At 64.8% G+C, this 23102-nt stretch carries 16 protein-coding genes; 7 read left to right on the forward strand and 9 right to left on the reverse strand.

The window, feature by feature from the left end; genetic code table 11:
- Nucleotide 1 precedes the first annotated feature (1 nt).
- The 7 genes from ACZ5BM_RS11255 (at nt 2) to ACZ5BM_RS11285 (ending at nt 10703) form a co-directional block, all read left to right on the forward strand.
- A complete protein-coding gene (locus ACZ5BM_RS11255) occupies nt 2-982 on the forward strand; it encodes an aldo/keto reductase (protein ID WP_498908055.1) in 981 nt (326 codons plus the stop codon).
- A gap of 179 nt (nt 983-1161) precedes the next feature.
- A complete protein-coding gene (locus ACZ5BM_RS11260) occupies nt 1162-3021 on the forward strand; it encodes a glycosyltransferase family protein (RefSeq protein ID WP_498908056.1) in 1860 nt (619 codons plus the stop codon).
- Entirely contained in the window at nt 3018-4346 is a 1329-nt protein-coding gene (locus tag ACZ5BM_RS11265; protein WP_498908057.1) for a glycosyltransferase family protein, read from the forward strand. Before ACZ5BM_RS11260 ends, ACZ5BM_RS11265 begins: the two co-directional genes overlap by 4 nt.
- Nucleotides 4343-5542 carry an acyltransferase family protein gene (locus ACZ5BM_RS11270; RefSeq protein ID WP_498908059.1) on the forward strand — a complete coding sequence of 400 codons (1200 nt, stop codon included), beginning with the start codon at nt 4343-4345 and terminating at the stop codon, nt 5540-5542. The genes ACZ5BM_RS11265 and ACZ5BM_RS11270 overlap by 4 nt, the downstream gene beginning before the upstream one ends.
- A gap of 75 nt (nt 5543-5617) precedes the next feature.
- Entirely contained in the window at nt 5618-8620 is a 3003-nt protein-coding gene (locus ACZ5BM_RS11275; RefSeq protein WP_498908061.1) for a glycosyltransferase, read from the forward strand.
- The gene (locus ACZ5BM_RS11280; RefSeq protein ID WP_498908063.1) at nt 8617-10398 is read left to right on the forward strand and encodes an alpha-glucosidase/alpha-galactosidase; all 1782 of its coding nucleotides are present in this window, start codon (nt 8617-8619) and stop codon (nt 10396-10398) included. Before ACZ5BM_RS11275 ends, ACZ5BM_RS11280 begins: the two co-directional genes overlap by 4 nt.
- A gap of 29 nt (nt 10399-10427) precedes the next feature.
- A complete protein-coding gene (locus ACZ5BM_RS11285; protein ID WP_498908065.1) occupies nt 10428-10703 on the forward strand; it encodes a putative quinol monooxygenase in 276 nt (91 codons plus the stop codon).
- Between the two features lie 42 nt (nt 10704-10745).
- Here ACZ5BM_RS11285 and ACZ5BM_RS11290 read toward each other — a convergent pair whose 3' ends face one another.
- The 9 genes from ACZ5BM_RS11290 to ACZ5BM_RS11330 form a co-directional block, all read right to left on the reverse strand.
- Nucleotides 10746-13292, reverse strand: coding sequence for a glycosyltransferase (locus tag ACZ5BM_RS11290; RefSeq protein ID WP_498908066.1), 2547 nt, complete (start codon nt 13290-13292; stop codon nt 10746-10748).
- Between the two features lie 67 nt (nt 13293-13359).
- A complete protein-coding gene (locus ACZ5BM_RS11295) occupies nt 13360-14649 on the reverse strand; it encodes a glycosyltransferase family 61 protein (protein WP_498908067.1) in 1290 nt (429 codons plus the stop codon).
- Between the two features lie 63 nt (nt 14650-14712).
- The gene (locus ACZ5BM_RS11300) at nt 14713-16065 is read right to left on the reverse strand and encodes a discoidin domain-containing protein (RefSeq protein ID WP_498908068.1); all 1353 of its coding nucleotides are present in this window, start codon (nt 16063-16065) and stop codon (nt 14713-14715) included.
- A 51-nt stretch (nt 16066-16116) separates the two neighbouring features.
- Nucleotides 16117-16773: a nucleoside phosphorylase-I family protein gene (locus ACZ5BM_RS11305; RefSeq protein WP_498908069.1), complete on the reverse strand. Its 657-nt coding sequence runs from the start codon at nt 16771-16773 to the stop codon at nt 16117-16119.
- 16 nt (nt 16774-16789) lie between these two features.
- Nucleotides 16790-18757: a terpene cyclase/mutase family protein gene (gene shc, locus ACZ5BM_RS11310; RefSeq protein ID WP_498908070.1), complete on the reverse strand. Its 1968-nt coding sequence runs from the start codon at nt 18755-18757 to the stop codon at nt 16790-16792.
- A gap of 101 nt (nt 18758-18858) precedes the next feature.
- On the reverse strand, nt 18859-20184 hold the full coding sequence (hpnE, locus tag ACZ5BM_RS11315; RefSeq protein ID WP_498908071.1) for a hydroxysqualene dehydroxylase: 1326 nt from the start codon (nt 20182-20184) through the stop codon (nt 18859-18861).
- Nucleotides 20181-21041 (reverse strand): isoprenoid biosynthesis enzyme family protein, encoded by an 861-nt coding sequence (gene hpnD, locus ACZ5BM_RS11320; RefSeq protein ID WP_498908072.1) that lies wholly within the window; start codon nt 21039-21041, stop codon nt 20181-20183. The genes hpnE and hpnD overlap by 4 nt, the downstream gene beginning before the upstream one ends.
- Entirely contained in the window at nt 21041-21940 is a 900-nt protein-coding gene (hpnC, locus tag ACZ5BM_RS11325; protein ID WP_498908073.1) for a squalene synthase HpnC, read from the reverse strand. The genes hpnD and hpnC overlap by 1 nt, the downstream gene beginning before the upstream one ends.
- Nucleotides 21937-23100 (reverse strand): glycosyltransferase, encoded by a 1164-nt coding sequence (locus ACZ5BM_RS11330; RefSeq protein ID WP_498908075.1) that lies wholly within the window; start codon nt 23098-23100, stop codon nt 21937-21939. The genes hpnC and ACZ5BM_RS11330 overlap by 4 nt, the downstream gene beginning before the upstream one ends.
- Nucleotides 23101-23102 lie beyond the last annotated feature (2 nt).

The raw sequence follows: 23102 nt of genomic DNA on the forward strand, positions 1-23102 counted from the left end.
GATGGAATACGCCAATCTGGGGCGCACGGGCCTGTCCGTCTCGCGCCTGTGTCTCGGCTGCATGACCTATGGCGAGCCGAAGCGCGGCAACCACGAATGGACGCTGGACGAAGAGGCGAGCCGGCCTTTCATCCGCGAGGCGATCGAGGCCGGGATCAATTTCTTCGATACGGCGAACGTTTATTCGCTGGGGTCGAGCGAGGAGATCGTCGGACGGGCGCTGCGCGATTTCGCCCGTCGCGACGAGATCGTGCTGGCGACCAAGGTGCATGGCGAGATGCGTCCGGGGCCGAATGGCGGCGGTCTGTCGCGCAAGGCGATCCTGGCCGAGATCGACAACAGTTTGCGCCGTCTGGGGACGGACTACGTGGATCTCTATCAGATCCATCGCTTCGATCCGCACACGCCGATCGAGGAGACCCTTGAAGCGCTGCATGACGTGGTGAAGGCCGGCAAGGCCCGCTACATCGGCGCGTCGTCGATGTTCGCGTGGCAGTTCTGCAAGGCGCTGATGCTCGCCGAGCGGCATGGCTGGACGCGGTTCGTGTCGATGCAGAACCACGTGAACCTGCTCTATCGCGAGGAGGAGCGGGAGATGATGGGGCTGTGCGTGGAGGAAGGGATCGGCGTGATCCCTTGGAGCCCGCTGGCGCGTGGGCGTCTGGCGCGGGCGAGCGGCGAGGGCGGCACGGCCCGTGCGGAGACCGACGCGTTCTCGCGCAAGCTCTACGCGGCGACGGACGAGGCCGATCGCCGGGTGATCGATGCGGTGGGGCAGGTGGCGGAGGAGCTGGACGCCACGCGTGCGGCGGTGTCGCTGGCGTGGCTGCTGGGCAAGCCGGGTGTGACGGCGCCGATCATTGGTGCGTCGAAGCCGCATCACCTGAAGGATGCTCTGGCGTCACTGACGCTGCGATTGTCGGCGGAGCAGGTGGCGCGGCTGGAGCGGAACTACGTGCCGCACGCCGTGGCGGGATTCTAGCGCGGCGCCCGCTCCTTGATCGTTCTCACGAATATCCCGATCGGCCGGATGGGTCCGCTCGGTCGGACGATGCTCCGGGGGATCTAACCGCCTTTTGAAGCGGTCGTTTGACTGAGGAATGGTGCCGGGCCGCTTTCCGGGTGTATCGTCCCGGCAAGGGAAGCGAAAAGCGGCCGACAATGAGAATAATCGTCCATTCCACGGTCGCCGACCGGACCATAAAGGGTTCGCTCGGGACCGAAGACTACAGCTACTATTTCGTGCGGCTGTTCTTTTCCGAAGCGCTGCGCCGGTTCGCCGACGTGGTCGAGGTGTCGGACCCGGCCACGGAGGTCGATCCGATCTTTGCCGCGTCGGAAGCGGCAGGCGAACCCTGCCTGTTCCTGTCCTTTGCGCCGCCGCAGAAGACGGTGCTGGGCCTGCGTTGTCCCGTGGTGCCCGTGTTCGCATGGGAATTCAGCACCATTCCCAACGAGGTCTGGGGCGACGACATCCGCAACGATTGGCGCGCGGTGTTCGCCGTCAGCGCGGGCGCGATCGCGCTGTCGTCCTATACCGTCCGGATCGTGCAGCAGGCGATGGGACAGGACTACCCGATCGTGGCGGTTCCGGCGCCGGTGTTCGAGCGCTACCGGCGCGAGGGCGGCCGGGCTCTGGACGAACGCATGACGCTTCGCATCGCCGGCACGGTGCTGGATACCGCCCGGATCGCGGCGTTCCGTTCCGCGCCGGTCTGGCCTCCCGAGCCGGTCGCGCCGCTTCTGACGCCGGGACCGCTGCCGGCGCTGATCCTGCCGGTCGTCGCCGAGCCGGTCGAAGTGGCGCTGGCCGAACCGGAGCCGATGGCGCCGGAGGATGCGTCGCCTTGTGTCGCCGACCAGGCGGTGGCGGAACACGATGCCGCGGTGGCGGAGCCGGTCGGGATGGGTTCGGTCGAGACGGGTTCGGGCGGCCTGGTGCCGGAACGGATCGACTGGCGTCGCCGGGCGCAGATCACCAAGCATTTCGGCCTCGAATGGTATCGGCTCGCCGTTCGCGATCTGCTGCCGCGCCCGTTGCGCTCGGCGAACGCGCTGGCGGGCCGCACGATGTATCGCACCTATCGTTTGCTGCGATCGCGCCATGCCGTGCCGGTTCCGGCGGGTGAAGGCGGGCTGGCTCTCGGCAACGCGATGCCGTCGCCGGACGAAAGCCTGGTGGCGGTCGAGGCGCCGTCCGACCCGATGATCGCCGTTGCCGGCGCTTCCGAAGACGGGGTGTTGCCGGTGCAGGACGCCGAAGCGACGCCGGACGACGACGCGCCGTCCGCGACGAGCGTTTCCGTGGCGCGACCGAGCCCGGCGCCGGTCGAGGCGCCGTTGCCCGTGGCGCATGTCGCTCTGGACGGGGTGGTGTTCACGACCATGTTCTCGCCCCGGGACGGGCGCAAGAACTGGAGCGACATCGTCATCGCCTTCTGCTGGGCCTTTCGCGACACACCGGATGCCACGCTGGTGATCAAGATCGTGTCGCCGGACTACGCGTACGAGGCCAATCTGCGCCAGATGCTGAGCGAGCTGTCGCCGTTCCGATGCAGGGTCGTGGTGCTGCACGGTTTTCTGGAAACCGAGGACTACCGGGCGCTGATCGCGTCCACGACCTTCTACGTCAACGCGTCGCATTGCGAAGGTCTGTGCCTGCCGGTGCTGGAATTCATGAGTGCGGGCGTGCCGGCGATCGCGCCGGACCATACCGCGTTCGAGGATTACGTGACGCCGGAGAACGCGTTCGTGATTCCGTCCGGGATCGAGAACACGGTGTGGCCGTTCGACGGGCGCGACCTGTTCCGGACGACGCGATACCGGATCGACTGGAACGCGTTGATGCTGTCCTTCCGCGAGGCCTACCGCGTCGCGCGGGACGAGCCGGAGCGTCGTGCGGCGATGTCGGCGAATGCGCGCGAGACCATGGCGGGATTCTGCGCGATGGATCGCGTGGAGGGCGCCTTGCGGCGTTTCCTGGAAGCCCGGGCCGCAACCGAGCTGGAGCGTGCGGCATGATCGTCCTGGTCCATTCCGAAACCGACGATTCGAGCCTGATGCGCAATCTCGGCCAGGCCGAGTATTCGTACTATTTCGTGCGTCGCGCCTTCCAGCCGGTGCTGGAACGGCTGGGCATCGTGGTGCCGGTGCGCAACCCGGCCCGCGACGTGCGGGCGATCGCCGCCAATGCCGAGCAGCATGGCGAAAGCTGCGTGTTCCTGTCTTTCGCCGCCCCGCACAACACGCCGCTGGGCCTGCCCTGTCCGACCATTCCCGTGTTCGCCTGGGAGTTCGACACCCTGCCCAACGAGGTGTGGGACGACGATCCGCGCAACGATTGGCGGTTCGTGCTCGAACGGACCGGCCGCGCCATCACCCATTCCGGTTCCGCCGTGAACGCGACCCGGGCGGCGATGGGGGCGGCGTATCCGATCGAGAGCATTCCGGCACCCGTGTGGGATCGCCACGCCGCCTTGTATCGCGCGGCGACCGATGGGCCGGTTCTGACGCGCGGCGTGCGTTTCAGTGTCGCCGGCCGGCTGATCGACACGCGCACGGTCGATCTGTCGCTCTACAATTCGCCGACGCGTCGCGCCTTCGGCTTCGCGCCTCTGCCGGAACCGCCTGCGAGCGGCACCAGCCTGCTGCGTCTGGACGGCGTGGTGTTCTGCACGGTGTTCAACCCCAATGACGGGCGCAAGAACTGGCTCGACATGATCGGGGCGTTCGTCTGGGCGCTGCGCGATCAGGCGGATGCGACGCTGGTGTTGAAGCTGACGCATCGCGAGCCGGACAACGCGATCAGCGCCATCCTGGAAACGCTGTGCAAGCTGACCCCGTTCTTCTGCCGCGTGGTTCTGATCGACGGCTATCTGGAAGACGAGGATTACCGTCGTCTGATCGAAGCGACCACCTTCACGGTGAACACCTCGCATGGCGAAGGGCAGTGTCTGCCGCTGATGGAGTTCATGAGCGCCGGCAAGCCGGCCGTGACCCCCGACCATACGGCGATGGCCGACTACATCGCCGATCGCAACGCGTTCATCGTGGCCTCGGCACCGGAGCCGACCGCCTGGCCGCACGATCCGCGCAACGCGTACCGGACGTTGCGGCAGCGCTTGCGGTTCGAATCCCTCGTGCAGGCCTATGCGGACGCGTTCCGCGTGGCGAAGCGCGATCCGCGTCGCTATGCCGCGATGTCGGAGGCGGCTCACCTGGCTCTGGGCGCGCATTGCTCGGAAGCGGAGGCGCTGCGCAAGCTGCGGCCGATCCTGTCCGTGCCGCCCGTCCGCGATCTGTCGCCGCGCGAACGGCCCGCCGTGCCCGGTGTGGTCGGATTGTGAGCGTGCCGGCCGGCGAACGGATCGCCGTTCCGGCACCGTTCGCGATCGAGAGCGGTCAGCCGAGCCGGCGCATCGCCGATATCGAGGTGCTGCGTGCGCTGGCCGTCTCGATGGTGTTGTACGAGCACATGCCGCTGAATCTCGTGTTCTGGCACAGCGAGGCCTTGTGGGGCGTGTCGGCGTTTCTGCGCGGATGGGTCGGGGTGGACCTGTTTTTCGCCATTTCCGGGTTCGTGATCGCGCGGAGCCTGCTGCCGATTTTGGTCAACGAGCGCGACACCACCGCCTTCGTGTTGCAGACGGCCCGGTTCTGGTTGCGGCGGGCATGGCGGCTGTTGCCGACCGCGTGGCTATGGCTGGTAGTGCCGCTGCTGTTGTGCGTCGTCTGGAACCGGAGCGGCGTGCTGTACGACGTCAGGGCCAATTTCGCCGCGCTGGTGGCCAGCGTGATGGATGTGGCCAATTTCCGGGTCGGTGCCCTGTATGGGGTGAAGCCGATCGGGGTGGCGTTTCCGTATTGGAGTTTGTCCCTGGAGGAGCAGTTCTATCTGCTGCTGCCGGTGGCGGTCTTCCTGTTCCGGCGCTGGCTGGCCTTGCCGCTTCTGGCCCTGGTGGTGCTGCAGTTCGACAGCGGAGTCACCACGACCGGCATGATGGTGCGTCCGGGGGCGATCAGCCTGGGCGTTCTGCTGGCGATGTGGGAGGGGAGCGAGAGCTGGCGGCTGCTCGCGCCGTCGGTTTTGGGGCGGAACCGTGTCGCGCGCTGGTTCGCCGTCGGTGGGCTCGTGTTCCTGCTGATGGCGGTGGGGATCGACGGGAACTACATCAGCCAGTGCCGGGTCGGTCTGATCGCGATCCTGTCCGGGGTGCTGGTGTGGCTCGCCTCCTACGGGCGGGGCTACGTCTGTGCGCCCGGTTGGCTGCGTCGGCCTTTGCTATGGCTGGCTGCGCGGTCCTACGCGATCTACGTGATTCATGTCCCGGTTTATCTGTCGTTCCACGAGTTCTGGTTCCGGTGGCGGCCGGGGACGGCGCCGCATGGATGGGTGGCGGGGATCTATGTTATGATCGCGCTCGCAACGATCGGCCTGCTGGCGTGGTTGAACGACATGGTGTTCGCCGACCGTTTGCGCCGCCATGGCGCTGTCGTGGCGGCGAGGCTGGGGATGGCGCGTCTTGCGTCTCCACGGGGGTGAGGGCAACCTGATTCCTGGGCGTACGGAACCGGCAGGCCCCGATCTTGCCCGAGACGGCTGGGGATTGTTGGGACGATGGACGAGGGCCGGCAGGTGACGGAGGATCGGGCGGAGCAGGCCGCAGCACCGCTGCGTGTTGCGGCATGGCGCGCGTTCGATCCGGTCTGGTATCTCGCGCGCCATCCGGATGCGGCTCAGCACATGGAGCGTCTCGGCATTGCCGATGTGGAGGCGTACTACTGGCAGTATGGCGCCGGGCTCGGGCATTCGCCGAACATCTTCTTCGATGAGAACTATTATCTTTCCATCTATCCCGACGTGGCCGCGCATGTCGCTGCCGGCGGTGCGCCGTGCGGGTTCGCGCATTATCTGACGCACGGGTTCAGCAGCCGTTCGCCGCATTGGTTGTTCGACGAGCAGCGCTATCGGAGCATCCATCCCGATCTTGGCGATCCGAACGAGCCGCCGCCGGGTTTCGTGAACGGTTACGACCATTACATCGACCATGGCGACCGCGAGGGCCGCTCGGGACATCGCTTCTTCGACAAGGCTTTGTATGACGCCAATGTTCAGGAAGCGCCGGAGGTGGCCGCGCTCTCTGGCGGCCCGATGCAGCGCTTTCTGCGATCCGGTGGAGCTGCCGGCAGCATCGCCCGCCTGTCCTGGTATTTCGATCCCGACTGGTATCTTCGGACATATCCGGAAGTCGCCGGCGAAGTGCGCAACGGGGCGTGGTCGTCCGCCTTGCATCATTATCTCGGCAACCGTCTGCCGTGGCGCTATTCCCCCAATCCGTGGTTTTCCGAGGATTTCTATACTGCCGCCTATCCGGACGTGGTGCGCGAGATCGGTGACGGCCATTTCCGCAATGGCTACGACCATTTTCTCCGTTTCGGTGCCGCGGAGGGTCGCCGTCCGCATCAGGATGTCGATCTCGCCCGGCATCTGATCAATCCCAAGGTTCGCGCTTCCCTGAAAGCGGTGAAGTTTCGCGATGCGTTCGCGCACTGGATCGCCAACCGCACGCAAAATCCGGACGCGTCCTTCGCGGATTTTGATGCGGAGCAGCACGACAAGGAGACCTTCTGTCGCATGGCCGAAAAGCGGCTTGCGCAGTTCGCGCGCGGTGGTCTCGACTTCACCGTGAAGGGAGTGCCCGAACTCAGCGTCATCGTCGTGGTGCACAACCGTTTCGCCTTGACGATGACTGCACTGGGTTCGCTTCGCGCCAACTTTCCTGGTCCGATCGAGCTGATCCTGGTGGATTCAGGTTCGACCGATCGGTCCGTTGCGCTCGACCGGGTGCTGGTGGGCGCCAAGCGGCTCCGGTTCGAGGAGAATCTCGGGTTTCTGCTGGGGTGCAATGCGGCGCTCGCCCATGTCACCGCGCCGGCGGTCTTGTTTCTGAACAACGATGTCGTGCTCGGGCACGATGCCATCAGGCGCGCTTTGGCGCGTTTGTTCGGCCGGCGCGGCGTGGGCGCGGTGGGCGGAAAGGTGATCCGCACCAACGGAATGTTGCAGGAGGCGGGCTGCATCGTTTGGCGCAACGGCGCCACCAGCGGCTTCATGCGCGACGGTGATCCGGACTCGCCGGAAGCGAATGTCGTTCGTGACGTGGATTTCTGTTCCGGCGCCTTTCTGCTGGTGCGTGCCGATTGTCTGTTTCGCCTGGGCGGGTTCGACGAGGCGTTTGCGCCGGCCTATTACGAGGAAACCGACCTCTGCGTGCGGCTGCACAAGGCCGGATACCGGGTGCTCTACGATCCGGCGATCGTGATCGAGCATCTCGAATACGGCACGTCCGGTATTCTGCAATCGGAAGATCTGATCGCACGCAATCACGAGATCTTCGTCAGCAAACATGCGGATTGGCTGCGCGACAAATTCGACCATGCCGACGGCACGGCGGTTGCCGCCAGCCGGCCGGGCGCGTCCGCGGGACGCATTCTGTTCATCGAGGACCAGGTACCCTTGCGGACGATCGGCGCCGGCTTCGTGCGGTCGAACGACCTGGTCCATTGCATGGCCGCGTCGGGCTATGCCGTTACCGTTTTCCCGTTGTTCCCTTCGGGGCTCGCGCTCTTCGATGTTCTACGGGCCTTCCCGGACGACGTCGAAATCGTTTTCGACCGGGGCCTGGAGGATCTGCCAGAGTTCCTGCAGCAGCGGGTGGGTTTCTTCGATCTGATCTGGGTTGGTCGTACGCATAACCTGCACCGGTTGCGGGAAACGTTCGACGAGGCCGGTGCGGCCATTCCCGAACGCGGCCTGATCCTCGATACCGAAGCCGTTGCGGCGCCGCGAACGATCGAACAGGCACGGCTTCTGGGCCTGCCGCCGTCCGGAACGCTGCCGGAGATGCTGGTGGAGGAGCTGGAGCCGGCCCGTCTTTGCCAGCGCGTGATTGCGGTGAACGAGGTCGACGCCAGCCTGATCCGCCAGACCGGGATCGAGACCGTGGACATCCTGGGGCATATGCAGACGCCGCGCCCGACCGGCAGGCACTGGCACGAGCGTTCCGGTCTGTTGTTCGTGGGCGCGTTGCATGACCAGGCAGCACCGAATTTCGATAGTCTGATCTGGTTCGTCTCCGAGGTGCTGCCGGTTCTCGACCCGCTTCTGCCGCCGGATGCGCGCGTGACGATTGCCGGGTTCGTCGCGCCAGGGTTGGATGTGGCGCCCTTGCGGCATCCGCGCGTGGATCTTCTCGGCCCCGTCGAGGATCTCGAGCCTCTCTACGAGCGCCATCGCGTTTTCATCGCGCCGACGCGCTTTGCCGGCGGTATCCCGTTCAAGCTGCACGAAGCGGCGTCGTATGGTCTGCCGGTCGTGGCCAGCGCGACGTTGTGTCGCCAGACCGGATGGGTCGATGGTGAGGATATCCTCTGCGCCGGCACCGATGACGCCGAACGTTTCGCGACGCGGGTTCTTTCTCTTCACGATGACGAAACTCTCTGGTGCAGGCTGCGTGAAGCCGCTTTGTCCCGCATCAGGCTGGAGCACGATCCGATGAGCTATCAGGCGGCGCTGGAGGATATCCTCGATGGCGCGATGCGCTCTGCGCGGCCGGCATGATGGAGACCGACCGCAAGCCGTACGCGGCGAGGATCGTCGGTATCGTCGACGGTCTGTCCGTGGAAGGGCCGATGAACGGCTGGGCCGGTCTGGTGGTCAACGAGACCTATCTCCCGGGCGTTCGGCTGGAAGTGCGTCGTGGTGCGGGTGTGTTGCGATCCCTGGTGCCGAATGGACGTCGTTCCGATCTGACGGAGACGCCGATCGATCTCGCCTTTTCGCTGAATTTGGCCGGGGAAGCGGATGCGTCCGAGATGCTGGACGGTCGCGTTTGTGTTGTTGCGATCGCCCCGGATGGTCACGAGCACGTTCTGCCGATCTACGAGCCGGTGCGGGCGGCGGCGACGGAAACGCTGACGGCGCTACAGGCTGCGGAAAAGCAGGCGGCGCTGAAACAACGGGACGTCGAGCAGCAGGTACTGAGCGGATCGGTGGTCTTCGAGGCCGCTGCTTCCCGGTCCAGCCCTTCGCGTGCGGCCAAGATCGTGTTTCTGGGTGCTGGCAGCACGGTGTTCGCCAAGAACCTTCTGGGCGATATCCTGCTCGAGCCAGCTTTGTCGACGAGCCGCATCTGTCTCTACGATATCGATGCCGAGCGCCTGCGCGTGTCGGAAGTGGTGGCGAACCGGATCGTGCGGACACTGGGCGTGTCGGCTACGGTGGAGGCCACGACCGATCTCGGCCGTGCTTTGGATGGCGCGTCCTACGCCATCAACATGATCCAGGTCGGCGGCTACAAGCCTTGCACCGTCACCGATTTCGATATCCCGAACCGCTACGGTCTGCGCCAGACCATCGGCGACACCTTGGGTGTGGGCGGGATCATGCGGGCTTTGCGCACCATCCCGGTTCTTCTGCAGATGACGGGCGAGATGCAGCAGCGATGCCCGGATGTTCTGCATCTGAACTACGTCAATCCGATGGCGATGAACTGCCGTGCCCTGGCGGAAGCAAGCACGATCCGTACGATCGGTCTGTGTCACAGCGTTCAGGGGACGGCGGCCGAACTCGCGCGTGCGATCGACGTCCCGTTGGATGAGATCGATTATCTTTGCGCCGGTATCAACCACGTTGCGTTCTATCTGCGTTTCTCACGCCGGGGCGAGGATCTGTATCCGCTCATCCGGCGCGTCGCAGCCGAAGGGCGGGTGCCGGCGCATGATCGTGTGCGCTACGACGTTCTGAACCGGCTTGGCTATTTCGTGACCGAATCCAGCGAGCATTTCGCCGAATACGTGCCCTGGTATATCAAGCGCGCGCGTCCGGAGTTGATACAACGGTTCGCGATTCCGCTGGACGAGTATCCGCGCCGTTGCGAATCGCAGATCGCCGACTGGACCGGTCTGGCCAAGGTCTTGCAGGATCCGGCGCAGCCGCTCCAGGTTGCGCGGTCGAACGAATACGGCGCGCAGATCATCCAGGCGCGCGAAACCGGTCGTCCGGTCGTGATCTACGGCAACGTTCCGAACGACGCGCTCATCGACAACCTGCCGGGCGATGCCTGTGTCGAGGTGCCGTGTTTGATCGATGGCACCGGCCTGCATCCCGTGAAGGTGGGCCGTTTGCCGACACAGCTTGCGGCCGTGATGCAGACCAACATCAACGTTCAGGCACTGACGGTCGAGGCGGCCCTGACCGGGAAGCGGGATGCTATCTACCATGCCGCCATGCTGGATCCGCACACGGCGGCCGAGCTCGATCTGGATCAGATCAGGCATCTCGTGGACGACATGCTGAACGCGCATCGTCCATGGCTGCCGGAAGCGTTGTTCGCCTGAGGGAGAAGACAATGTCAGAGCCGCTTCGCGTGGTCGCCACCATCCATTGCAAACCCGGCACGGGAGAGGAGGCGGTCGCGGCGATGCGCGATTGCGTTCTTGAAAGCCGCAAGGAAAGCGGATGCATCGAATATGCCGCCTATCGCGCAGACGATACGCCGGATCGCATCACCGTGGTCGAGTTGTGGGGGAACGCCGCTGCGCTCGAGCAGCATAACCAGACGCCGCATTTCAAGGCGCTGGTCGATGTGGTCGGGAAGCTGGCGGCGGCCCCGATCGAGGTGTTGAGCTTGAAAGAAATCTGACGCGATCACGTACGGGCCGGCGAGAACCGGCCCGTACGGTGCTCAGATACCGTCGGCAGGGTCGACCAGATCGAAAAAGGGCTGGCGATCCACGGTAAAGTGCTTGTTGTAGAACGGATCGCGCAGATAGCGCGGATTGCGACCCCAGCGTTCCTGCATGGTTTCGGTTTCCGCGCGGAACCGTGCTTCGTGTTCCGGACGGTCGTCGCTGCCGCGCGACAGGCTTTCGTGATGATAGGCGACGAACTCCGCGCACCAGACGATACGATAGCCGGCTTCGCCGACCTTCAGGCAGAAATCGACGTCGTTGTAAGCGACTTTCAGCTTCTCCTCATCGAATCCACCGACTTCGCGGAACACCGAGGCGCGCACCAGCATGCCTGCAGCCGTGACAACCGACACGTCATGGCTGAGCATGGCGCGGCCGATATAGCCGTAATCGGTCAGAGGGGCGCCGCGATGCACGTGCGCGGCCACGCCCGCTGGGCCGACCACCACGCCTGCGTGCTGGATGGTGTCGTTGGGATAAAGAAACTTGCCGCCAACGATGGCGATGTCCGGCGAGGACAGCATCTCGCCGACGATGGTGCGCAGCCAGTCCTTGTCCTGCACGAAGACGTCGTTGTTCATGAAGAAGAACAGATCTGCCTTGTTGTCGGCGCAGGCGAGATTGTTCAGTCGGGAATAGTTGAAATCCTCTTCCACCGTGAGCACGCGGACGCGGTCGAGCTTGTCCATGCGCCGGCAGAACGCTTCCGCCTCGCGCGTGATCGACCAGTTGTTCACCAGGACGATGTCGAACGCCTTGTAGTCGGTGAAGGTGAGCAGGGCATCGACGCAGCGCTGCGTGATGTCGATCTGGTCTTTGAACGGAATGATGATCGAGACGTGCGGTTGCTTGCGCTGTTGCCAGTTGATCCCATACAGCGTCAGGCCTCGGATCGAGTTCACCTTGGCCTTGATGCCGCGACGGGCAAGATGGTCGCCGACGGCACGTACGCCCGCGTCGATCGCGTAACCCTTGTTGCCGATGTTCACCGCGGTCGAGTTCGGCGTCTTGCGCCAGTGATACAGCACTTCCGGAATGTGGTGGATCTCGGACGCCGGGATTTCCTCCACCAGACGCAGGATCAGATCGTGGTCCTGTGCTCCGTCATAGGTGGCGCGCAGTTCGCCAACCTTGCGCAGCACGTCGGACCGCACGAACAGCAGATGGCAGATGTAGTTGCAGCCGAGCAGGTAACGGTAGTTGTAGTCGGGTTTCAGGTTCGGCTCCAGGAAATAGCCGGCCTGATCGATCTTGTCCTCGTCGGAATACAGCATGCGGGCGCCCGTGCGCTGCGCCGCGCGGACCATCATCTCGATCGCGACATCGACCAACAGGTCGTCGTGATCGAAGAAGGCGACGTATTCGCCGCGCACGGCTTCGAGACCGGCATTGGTGGCGCCGCTGATGCCGCGGTTTTTCTTGAGGGTGATGCAGCGTATGCGCGAGTCCTGCGCGCAATATTGCTTGATACGTTCGGCGATCTCCGGCGATTTGGCGCCGTCGTCGACGATGATCAGTTCCCAGTTGCGATAGGTCTGGGCGATCGCGGAATCCACCGCCGCGGTGAAGTCCGACATCATCGGCTTGTAGGTGGGCACCAGGATGCTGACCAATGGCTGCGGCGCATCCGGCGCATCCTGCGCGCGTTCCGTCGCCACGCGTGCGCGTAGACGGTCGTAGTAGCGGCGTGCCCAGCGATCGTAATCGCCGAGATTGAAGGAGGGCTTGGGCACCACGTCAGAGACGTCGGTGCGCAGGCGGTTGATCTCACTGTAGAGGCGGTCGACCTTGGTCTGGATCTCGATCAGCTTCGCTTCGAGCTGGTCGTCCACCAGAGTGGTGGTGAGCGGGCTGCCGGCGAGCTCGACGTCGTCGGGTGTGATGACGAAACGGAAGGTCTGCTGGCCGCCGCGACGGAAGGCATTCGGCAGGATCAGTTCGAAGCCGCAATTCGGATCGCCGCCCAGAACGGCGGCGACGTCGCCACGATAGCGGTCGGCTTTGATCTGTGCCACCCGCGTGCCGTTCGCCGTGACCAGGATATGGCAACCGCCGAGCCGTGTCTGGTCGACGGGGTCGACGCGCTGCACCCAGCCGCGCAGGGCGCCGGCTTTCATGCCGTCGATGAAGCTCTGGAATTCGTATTCGCGGTGCAGCGTGAAGGTGAGGGAATCGAGCGGATTGTCGGGGTTCTCGGTATCGATCAGAGGAACGATGCTGCGATCGGCGAAGCGTATGCCGATCGTGTGCGGCGCGCCGTCCATCAGTTCAACGGGGATCGGATAGGAAAATCCCACCCTCCCTGTGGGATGGGCAAGTGCGTTTTGCACGTCTTCTCGTTTTTCGTCCGCCAGGACGGTAGCGATCTCCTGACCGTCCACGATGACATGCAGGTGTGTCGGTTCGCCCGGTGCGAGGAGGCTCAGAGCCCAACCGCGTACGACCCGATCGACTACTCCGTCGAAATATCCCAAAAAGTTGGACTTAATTTTCGGTGTGGTCTTGTCGCTCTGTCGCACGCTCGGCGCAGCCCTGCTCATCGTCCTGTCATCCTTGTTCGCGGTTTTGCAGCCGTTCGCGAGAGTGTAGCCCGACAGAAAGCGTTCGTCATCGCGCCGCGAAGGGATCGAAGATGTCATAGGGGACCGACGGCGTGCGCATCTCGTTGTGATGGGCCGAGTCGTCCGTGTCCATCAGTGATGCGAGCATCCGATCGAGGTCGGCCGGATTCACGCGATAGTTCTTATGCCATGCCGGTGAATCTTGCGGTGTGGAGAGGCCGTAGCAGGCGCCGTAAGCGTGCTGCCGGGTTGCGGCAAGGTCCCAGTAGAACGTCTCGATCCAACCTTGAGGCGCCAGGTAGCCTGTTATTGCACCCGGTTTGCAGAAGACCGTGTTGGTCATCGACGCTCCCATGCAGCCGACCACGAGATTTGCGGCGCTGAAGAGCATGGCTTGGACGAGGACGGGCATTTTGCCGGCATCAATCGAGACGAAACCGTCCGCTCCAAGGCGATCGGCTATTTCGGCTTGGTTCGCGAGGTCGCGATATCCCGTCCAGCCGCGCTGTACAAAGAGGCGCTTCGGAAGCGCATCAAGATGAGGAAGGTGCTCCGCAACGTCGATCGTTTTAACGACGTGATCGGCGATGAAATTCATTGCCAGTGGTGATTTGAGTACCGGATGATTGGAGACAGGGGTGACGAAGTAGAGTTCCTGGAAAAATATCCGATCCTCCCAGGATACGGTGATGAGTTCGACGTTCTCCACCTCAAGCGCCGCGGCGACGAGGCTGGCGCTTTCGGCGTGTACCTTGTTGTGTTCTTCTCCAGACTCCAGCGTGACGATCACGATGCGGGCATAGGGACGCTGACGACGCAATTCACCAATTGCGCGTAGCTTGGGCAGATCATCGACGAGCCAGTGACCGTAATTTTTACTGCCAGGAGATCCGACCCAGAGATATGCAATGAATGGATCGGCTTTCTTGTATTCGCTGACGACTCGAATCTCATGGTCGTTCCAGAGACCGCAAACGAGACGGTCGTTGGGCCGATGCGTCTCGTAGATTACTTTGACGTGATTGTCATCGAGCATGTAGATGACGGCCCGGCTGAGACAAGCCTGCTCCGCGCGTGCAAGGACGCTTGCTGCGCCGCTTCGAAACAATTGATTGGTCGAGCGTGCGACAGTGTTGACTTCGTTCAGTGCCGACGCGTCGCCGCCGAGCAGGAGTGGTTCCGGGCGTTCGTAGTTGTAAGGCGGATAAATCTCGGCGACGATATCAGGCCCCTGGGATGATGCGGGGCCATCATGCAGTTCATTCAGCAGGGCAGGGTCGTCATACCAGGATCCATTGCGGTACATGTTCGATCTGGCGCACGAGACATACTGCATGGTCGACGGTTATCCTGGAGAACGAGGTTGCAAAAGCTTTATCAGAACTCCGTATAGAATGTCCTAACGATTGCCATCTCCGTATACCTCGACCTGATCAAGGTGGAAGTAAGTCCGTTCCGGCACGAGAATGCGTAGGTAACGTAGGGAGACATTTCCCCGCCAGATATGTGGCGTTCCATCGGCACCACCGAAATCGTCCGACGAAGTGCGTCGTTCGATGAGAGTCCAACTTCTGGCATCGTTCGAGGACCACAATTCCACATGCCGTGCTCGCTCACGCGCGACGTCCAGTCTGTTGTAGAGCCGAATCTCCAGCACATTGTGTAAATCACCGAGGTCGACCTGCCACCAAGGCCGATCTTCCACCTCCGTATGAAACTGGTATCTCCCCGTAATCTTGCCGTTCACCGCATTGCACGCATCCTCCTCCGGCGTCTTTCCGCAAGACCAGCTTCCGATCGAACTCTGTGTGGCGAGTTTGCCTCGTGCGACGTTCTGCAATGGCGTGGGGATACAAACTGCACCACGCATGCTGGCTTCGAGGTGGTTTCGCCAGAAATCCGACAAGATCGTATCGGTTACGGCTGAGGTCCTTGCGGCGACGTCACGATAATGTCCGTCCGCATGCATTCTGTCCCAGATGCCCTGGCTGTGAAATTCGCCAGCCACACCTCGCATGAGACGCCGCCGGCAATCGGCCTCGGAGCGGAGTGCGTAATGGTTGAGAACCGCCCTGCTTCGCATTCTCTGGTCGATCTCGGGAGATGCGAGATAGGCCTGACCACCTTCGGGAAACGTGGAGTAGTAACCTGCCATGTCCTTGCCGAGAACGTTGCGGCATTTGAATTGGTCGAGATAGGTGCTGTTTCCGTGCATCAGATCGTGAAGAGGGTTGGTCGCGAGCCACTCGTTCGAGAATATATTTGTTTTGACGAGGATTTTCGTGAAAGGGTGTAGTCTTTCCTCTCGTTTCTCATAATTGAGAAGAACACTGCCTTCTGGTCGCACGATATGAGCGCCTGGCCCGAACGTCGACCAGTGGAAGTACAGGACATCTGTCTCGGCAAGATCTCCCGTCAGGAGCCCGTTTATGCCCTTCTGATCGGCAATGTTGAGGAATTCATCGGCGTCAAAAAATGCGACACGTTCGGCCTCGTGCCGGTAGTTTGTGAGCCAATGAAGCATCATCTGCCGGTGTTGTCCGAGCAGGCCGAAATAGGTGAACGTGACGAATGGAGCGTCCGTGTCTATGAATGGCAGGAGCGTGGAATATAAACTAAATGGTTCATCATCGTTGCAATAGATGTATATATGGTCGAAACCAATCGCTTTATAGAAATTAACAAATTCAACGATGGATGACGTCTCCCACCGGCATGGAGTCATGATCACGTTCTTGTATCGAGGCATCATCAGCCTATCCAAAAAATGACCCAATACCGGGGAAGGACGCACTTCTCTTTGTTATGTCTCACGAGCCAACGTGTCGATGCAAGTTTGCATCCTGCGTTGGGCCGTCGAGACGTCGGATGCCAGTCGGATCAGGTCCGGGATCTGCCCAGGCTGACGGAGCACAGAGAAGAAGACCTCTCGGAGGCGAACTTGACCGCCCGGCCCCAGTGGCAGACAGGCTGCCGGTGGCAATTGCCGCTCTGACGTATCGCAAATGATCCGAAGAGCCGCAAAGCCATGCCCGGCGGCTTTTGCCGAACGCGCCACGATTCCGCTTTCCATGTCGATGGCGGCACATCCGGACGATCGATGCAGCGATCTTTTCCGCTCGCGACTGCCGACAATCTCGGCGCTGTGCAGGATCGGAGTGGAGGTGGCGGGAATTGCGGAACGGAGCAGGGCGGTCAGAGAGGGGTCGGTTTCGAGGCGCTCCTCACCGACCATGACAGCGTCAGGGATGATGACGGTTCCGGCGGCAAGTGAGGGATCGAGGCCACCGGCCAAGCCGAAGCTGAGAAATCGGGCGGCGCCGGCACGCGAAAGACGATCCAAAGCAATCTGTGCGCCCGTCTCCGTCGCACCGCTGATACCGACGCGTTCGGCTGGCACCAATCGCCGTGCCAGGCGTGCCTCTCTTTCCAGCCCCACCAGAATGCCAAGACGATCCATCGAGGCCTTCACTGATTCAGAACCCGTACGCGACCCGTTTGGTGTTGCTTTGCTGGAGCGTCTTGAAGCGGGACAGGGCGAGCAGCGGGAAGAACAAGCGGTAGCCGTGGTAGCGCAGATAGAACACGCGGGGGAAACCCACGGCGTTGTAGGGCTGCTCCTGCCATTCGCCGTTCTCGTCCTGTGTGGCGGTGAGATAGTCGATTCCGCGCGCCACTGCCGGGTGGTCGCGCCGTCCCGCGGCCATCAGGCCGATCACCGCCCAGGCTGTTTGTGAAGGCAGGCTTTCGCTGTAACGGCCCGGGGCGGCGCCTTCGAAGGTGGCGCAATCCTCGCCCCATCCGCCATCCTCGCGCTGGATCGAGATCAGCCAGTCAACCGCGCGCGACACCATCGGGTCGTCCTCGGCGATGCCGACCGCGTTGAGGGCGCACAGCACGGACCATGTGCCGTAGATGTAGTTGGTGCCCCAGCGTCCGAACCAGGAGCCGTCGGCTTCCTGTTCGCGTCGCAGATAGGCGATGCCGCGTTCGATGGTGGGGCGGTCTTCCGGGTGGCCGAGCTGGGCCAGCATGGACAGGCAGCGCGCCGTGACATCGGCCGTGGGCGGGTCGAGCAGCGCGCCGTGATCGGCGAACGGGATGTGGTTCAGAACATCGTGGTCGTTGTCGATGTCGAACGCACCCCAGCCGCCATTGGTGCTCTGCATGCCGATCACCCAGTGCCTGGCACGCTCCAGCGCCTCGGCATTGCCTTCGGCATCGTGCCTGTGCAGCAGCATCGCCACCACGGCGGTGTCGTCCACATCGGGGTAGTGCGGGTTGTTGTACTGGAACGCCCAGCCGCCGGGCTTGAGGCCGGGGCGGCGCACCGCCCAGTCTCCGACCACGTCGAGGATCTGCTTGGGGCGCAGCCAGGAAGCGGCGTCGTCCAGGCGGCGCTTGGTCTCGGCGTGCATCTCGCCGCCGATCGCGGCGGCGGCTTCGGCCATGGCGTGGCTGGCGAGGCCGGTATCCCAGACCGGCGACACGCAGGGCTGGCAATAGGCCTCGCCCTCGGCGTCGTCGGAGTTCACCAGCAGCGCACGCACGGACTCCCAGGCGGTTTTGGCGCGCGGATCGTCCGGCGACATGCCGAGCGCGTCGAAGAACATCACGCTGTTGGCCATGGCGGGGTAGATCGCGCCCAGCCCGTCCAGACCGTTCAGACGCGGCTCTATGAAGGCGCGGGCGCGCCGGATCGCGCGACGGCGCAGCCAGCCGGGGATCTGCGCCTCGATCGGGCGGATGAAGGCATCGAGACGGGCGAAGACCGGACCCCAGGCGGAGCGGTAGGGCCCGCGCGTCCAGTCTGTGATCCGCCAAGGATCGTCCCGGAACAGCTCGGGTACGTGCACGCCGCGCGGGTTGCGCGCGCGTGGACGCATCGCCGCCAGCGCCAGCAGCGGCACCACCACGGTGCGCGACCAGTACGCCATGTTCCAGATGTTGAAGAAGAACCACTTGGGGAAGAACACCACCTCGACCGGCATGCAGGGCGTGCCGCGCCAGGGGATCTCGCCGAACAAAGCGAGCTGGAACCGGGTGAAGACGTTGGCGCGTTCGGCGCCGCCGGCGTCCAGGATGGCGGCGCGGGCGCGGGCCATGTGCGGCGCGTCGATGTCGTCGCCGACGGCTTTCAGCGCGTAATAGGCCTTCACCGTCGCCGACAGGTCGAACCGGCCCTTGTAGTAGAGCGGCCAGCCGCCATGCTCGCCCTGGATGCGTCGCAGATAGCGTGCGAGGCGTTCCTGCAACTCGGGATCGATCCGGTCGAGATAATGCTCGAGCAGGATGTATTCGGACGGGATGGTGGCGTCGGCTTCGAGTTCGAACACCCAGTGGCCGTCGTCGCGCTGACGTGCGCCGAGAGCGGCCTGGGCGCGACGGATGGTTTCGTCCAGCCTTTCCCCGGCAGCGGGCGAGCGCGGCGTCGTTGTGAGCAACGGGGTGTGTTCCTTCCTGTTCTGATCGGCGAAAAACCGACCGGGACGATCCGAAGCGGCAGCGTGCGGGAGGACGAGAAGGCCCGCCCGGCTTGCCCGGGTCAGGACTGGAACGCGACCGACCCCGTTCGTGCAGCGCACAAAATTCCAGCCGCAGCCAGACCGGACCTCATGGCACCTTCGATGGTGGCCGGCAAGCCTGTTGCGGTCCAATCGCCTGCCAGCACGAGGTTGCTCAAACGCGTGCGGCTTTCGGGCCGCAGTTTCTCCTGCGCCGGGGTGGCGGCGAAGGTGGCGCGCTTCTCGCGCACCAGCCTGTGCGGGGGCACCGCCTCGGGCAGCACCGCGCGATCGGCGTGCTTCAGATAGGGCCGCACCACCGCGCGCACTTCGCGCCAGATCGTTTCGGCCAGTTCGGCGGGGGCGCGCTCGGACAGGTGGTTGGCGGCGCTGACCGTGACCGACAGGATGCCGGGCTTCACGAACACCCATTCGGTGACGCCGCCGACCACGCCGGCGAAGCGGGCGCGCCTGAGGTCGCCTGTGACGCGATCGAGCACGTCCGCGCGGTAATGCAGATTGAGGATGCTTTCGAATTCGTCCGGCACGAGCAGCTCCGGCAGCACGATGGCGGCCACGTCGCGCACGCTTTGCGCCGGCACTGCCAGCACCACGGAATCGCCCGGTTCCAGATTGCGCCGTCCTTCGGGCAGCATCAGCGCGCCGACCCGGCCCTGGGCCGGTTCCAGAGAGGCGACGCGGCAGCCGGTGCGGATCTCGGCGCCGCGGCGGCGCAGCAATGCCAGCGCCGGGTCGATCAGGCTCTCCGACAGGCCTTCCGCCGGGAACCAGGGCACGCAGGCTTCGCCGCCCTTGGCCATGCTTTCGCGCATCACCCGTCCCATCAGCGCGGCGCTGCCGGTCTCGGGACGCGTGTTCAGCACGGACACGGCGAGCGGCACCATCAGCCGGTCGGCCAGGGCACCGGGGCGCAGGCATTGCGAGACCGTGGCGTGCGGGCCGGCATTCATCAGTCGCACGAGGCCGCTCATCTCGCCGAGCGTCATGCCCGGAACCCGGCTGCCCGGTTTCAGCACCCACCAGGGAATGCGTCCGCGCGAAAGGCGCAGGCTCCAATGGGAGTCGTCGGCGAGGTCGTGGAACGGGAATACCGGCTTGCCCGGCCCGACCAGCGTGTCGCGCGCGCCGATCGCGTCGAGATAGCGGAACACCGTGTCGTTGGCGGAAAGCAGCAGGTGGTTGCCGTTGTCGATGCGGCAGCCGAGCTGCTTGTCCTCGTAGGAGCGCGCCCGCCCGCCGCAGGCTGGGCCTGCCTCGTAGAGCGCGACGCGACGCCCGCGCGCTGTCAGCGCCAGGGCGGTGGCGATGCCGGCGAGACCGCCGCCGACCACATGGACGGTGCTCACAGCGGGATCGCCGCGCGGACCGCGATTCGCAGCTTGCGCCAGAGCGGCACCGACACGCGCCGTCTCGGCTCCCGCCAATCCGCCTTGCGCAGCGTGGCGAGAATGGCGGCGTAGCTGGCCGCCATCAGGCGGGCCGGGCGCATGGCGCGCCGGTTGCAGCGTCGCATGGCGGCGCGGGCTTCGCGAAAATGCGTCTCGGCGCGATCGGCCATGGTGCGGCAGGCGGGGCGCAGGCCGGGCGAGGAAAGCGCCGCGTCGGGGTCGTGCGGCACGCCATGCGCGTCCAGAACGTCGGCGGGGAGGTAGAGCCGGCCGCGCTCGGCGTCCTCGCCCAGATCGCGTAGGATGTTCGTGGTTTGCAGCGCCCGGCCGAGATGGTGCGCGACCCGGTCGGCATCGGCCGAGCTGTCGCCGAAGGCGCGTACGGACAGGCGGCCGACGGCGGAGGCGACGCGGTCGCAGTAGAGATCGTATTCGGCCGGGCTGGGCGCCACCACCACGGTCTCGGCATCGGTCTGCATGCCGTCGATCACCGCGTCGAAATCGGCCTGACGCAGCGAATAGCGGCGGATGGCGGCGCGCAGCACGCGGTCGAGCGCGTCTCCGGTGCGCCCTGCATAAAGGCCGGCGATGCGGGCGCGCCAGGCATCGAGACGGGGCAGGCGGTCGGCGAGCGGACTTTCCTCGTCCGCCACGTCGTCCACCAGGCGGCAGAAGGCGTAGATCGCATACATGGCGTAGCGGCGATCGGGCGGCAGCACGCGCATGCCGCGCGCGAACGAGGTGCCGGCCTTGCGGACGATCTCTTCCACCCCGGCCAAATCGGCCTGGGTGCAGCCGAGCGCGTTGTCCGTCATCAGAACACGTGCCTCAGGCTGTGCAGCAAACTCATGCCCATGTCGCCGCGCGACAGCTTCACGCGCTGCGCCAGCGGGTCGCTGCGCCGCAGACGCCGGGCGAGGCGCTGCGAGAGGGACACGATCACGGCGGCTTCCATGCGCATGCGCCGGTCGGCGATCAGGCCGGCGAGCCCGGCAGCGATGCCGTTCAGGCGGTCCACCTCGTCCAGCAGACGGTCGATCACGCGACGCAGGCCGGGCGAGCAGCGCGGGGCGAGCACGCTCTCCACCGTTTCGCCTTCTTCCGCCAGCCACGCGCCGGGGAGGTAGGAGCGGCCGAGCTCGCGCAGATCGTCGCCGCAATCCTGGAGATGGTTCAGGATCTGCAGCGCGGTGCAGAGCGCATCCGACGCGGCATGGCTGGCCGCGCCTTCGCCGTGCAGGTCGAGCAGGAACAGCCCGACCGGATTGGCGGAATAGCGGCAATATTCGAGCAGTTCGGCCAGGGTCGCGGTGCGGGGCGCCTGGGAGTCGCGCCGGAACGCCACCAGAAGGTCGGTGGCGCGTGCGGTGGTGACGCCGGTTTCGCCGAGACTCCGATGCAGACGTGTTGCGATCGCGGCCTCCCCCGGCGAAACGAGGCCGGGTTCCGCGGTTCTACCGCAGACCAGCGCGCCCATCGCATCGAGGCGGGCGATCTTGGCCTCCGGCGACAACACGGCGTTGTCCGCGATGTCGTCGATGGCGCGGGCATAGTTGTAATAGGCGTGGACGTGCGGCCGCAGGCGTCGCGCGATCAGCAGGGACCCGACCGGAAAGTTCTCGGTGTTCTTGTTCTTGCCGGAGGCGATTTCGACCGCCTGCGTGGGGGGAGGCGCGCGTTCGGCCAGGCTGGCCTGCGGGGCGGCGACGGTCATGCGACGGTTCTGCCTTTCTCGCGGTCGCGATAGGCGCGGCTTTTCCAGACCACGCCGCGTCCACGGTGGTGATCGATCGCCGAGCCGATCGTGGCCCCGGTGTAGAACAGGCCGATCAAGGGCAGCAACAGGGCCCAGAGCGGCGACAGGCGGAAGCGGCGCAGCGTCGGCAGGAACGAGGCCGTGGACAGCACCCAGGCGGCAAGCCCGATCCAGCGCGCCGTGCCATGCGCGAACAGCAGGCACAGCACCGGGGCCAGCCAGACCAGCACCATGCCGATCACCGTGCCCAGCAGCAGCAGGGGCGAGAAGCGCAGCTGCACATAGGCGGTGCGGGCGACCATCCGCCACACATCGGCGGCGCCGGGATAGGGCCTGACCGAGCGGGCCAGCATGGAGTGTCCGAGCCAGATGCGTCCCCCGGCGCGCTTGAGCCGCGTGGCCAGGGTGACGTCGTCGATCAGCGCGCCGCGCAGGCTTTCGATACCGCCGATGCGGGCGAGCGCGTCCTTGCGGATCAGCACCGTGCCGCCTGCGGCCGCGGCGGTGCGCGCGCGGGGATCGTTCACCCGGGCGAACGGGTAGAGCAGCTGGAAGAAGAACACGAAGGCCGGGACCAGAGCGCGTTCGGCGGCGCTGATCGTGCTCAGCTCCACCATCTCCGAGACCTGATCGAGCCGGTCGCGCTCGGCCTTGGCGACCAGCGTGGTGAGGTGGGCCGGGTCGTGGATGATGTCCGCGTCGCAGAGCAGCAGGTAGCCGTTCGGCTCCGGCAGCGCGGCCAGCGCCGCCGAGACGCCCTGGTTCACCGCCCAGAGCTTGCCGCTCCAGGAGTCCGGCGGTTCGGCGCCGTCCACCACCAGCAGGCGTGGCGAGCCGTTGCCCACCGCGCGGGCGAGGGCGCCGGTGCCGTCCGTGGAGCGGTCATCCACCAGGACGATGCGGAACGCGCCGGGGTAATCCTGCGCCAGAAGCGAGCGGAGGCAGGCTTCGACGCCTTCCGCCTCGTCGCGGGCCGGGATCACGATCTGCACCGGCGGCCAAGGCGTCGCCGGGTCCGGGGCGACCGGGCGCAGCACCGGGCCGGCCTGCCAGAACCGTCCGTGGAACAGGATCAACCAGCACCAGATCAGCAGGGTGGTGACGGCAAGAAGTAGCACGG

The organism is Lichenicola sp. GTC18331, assembly GCF_055386855.1.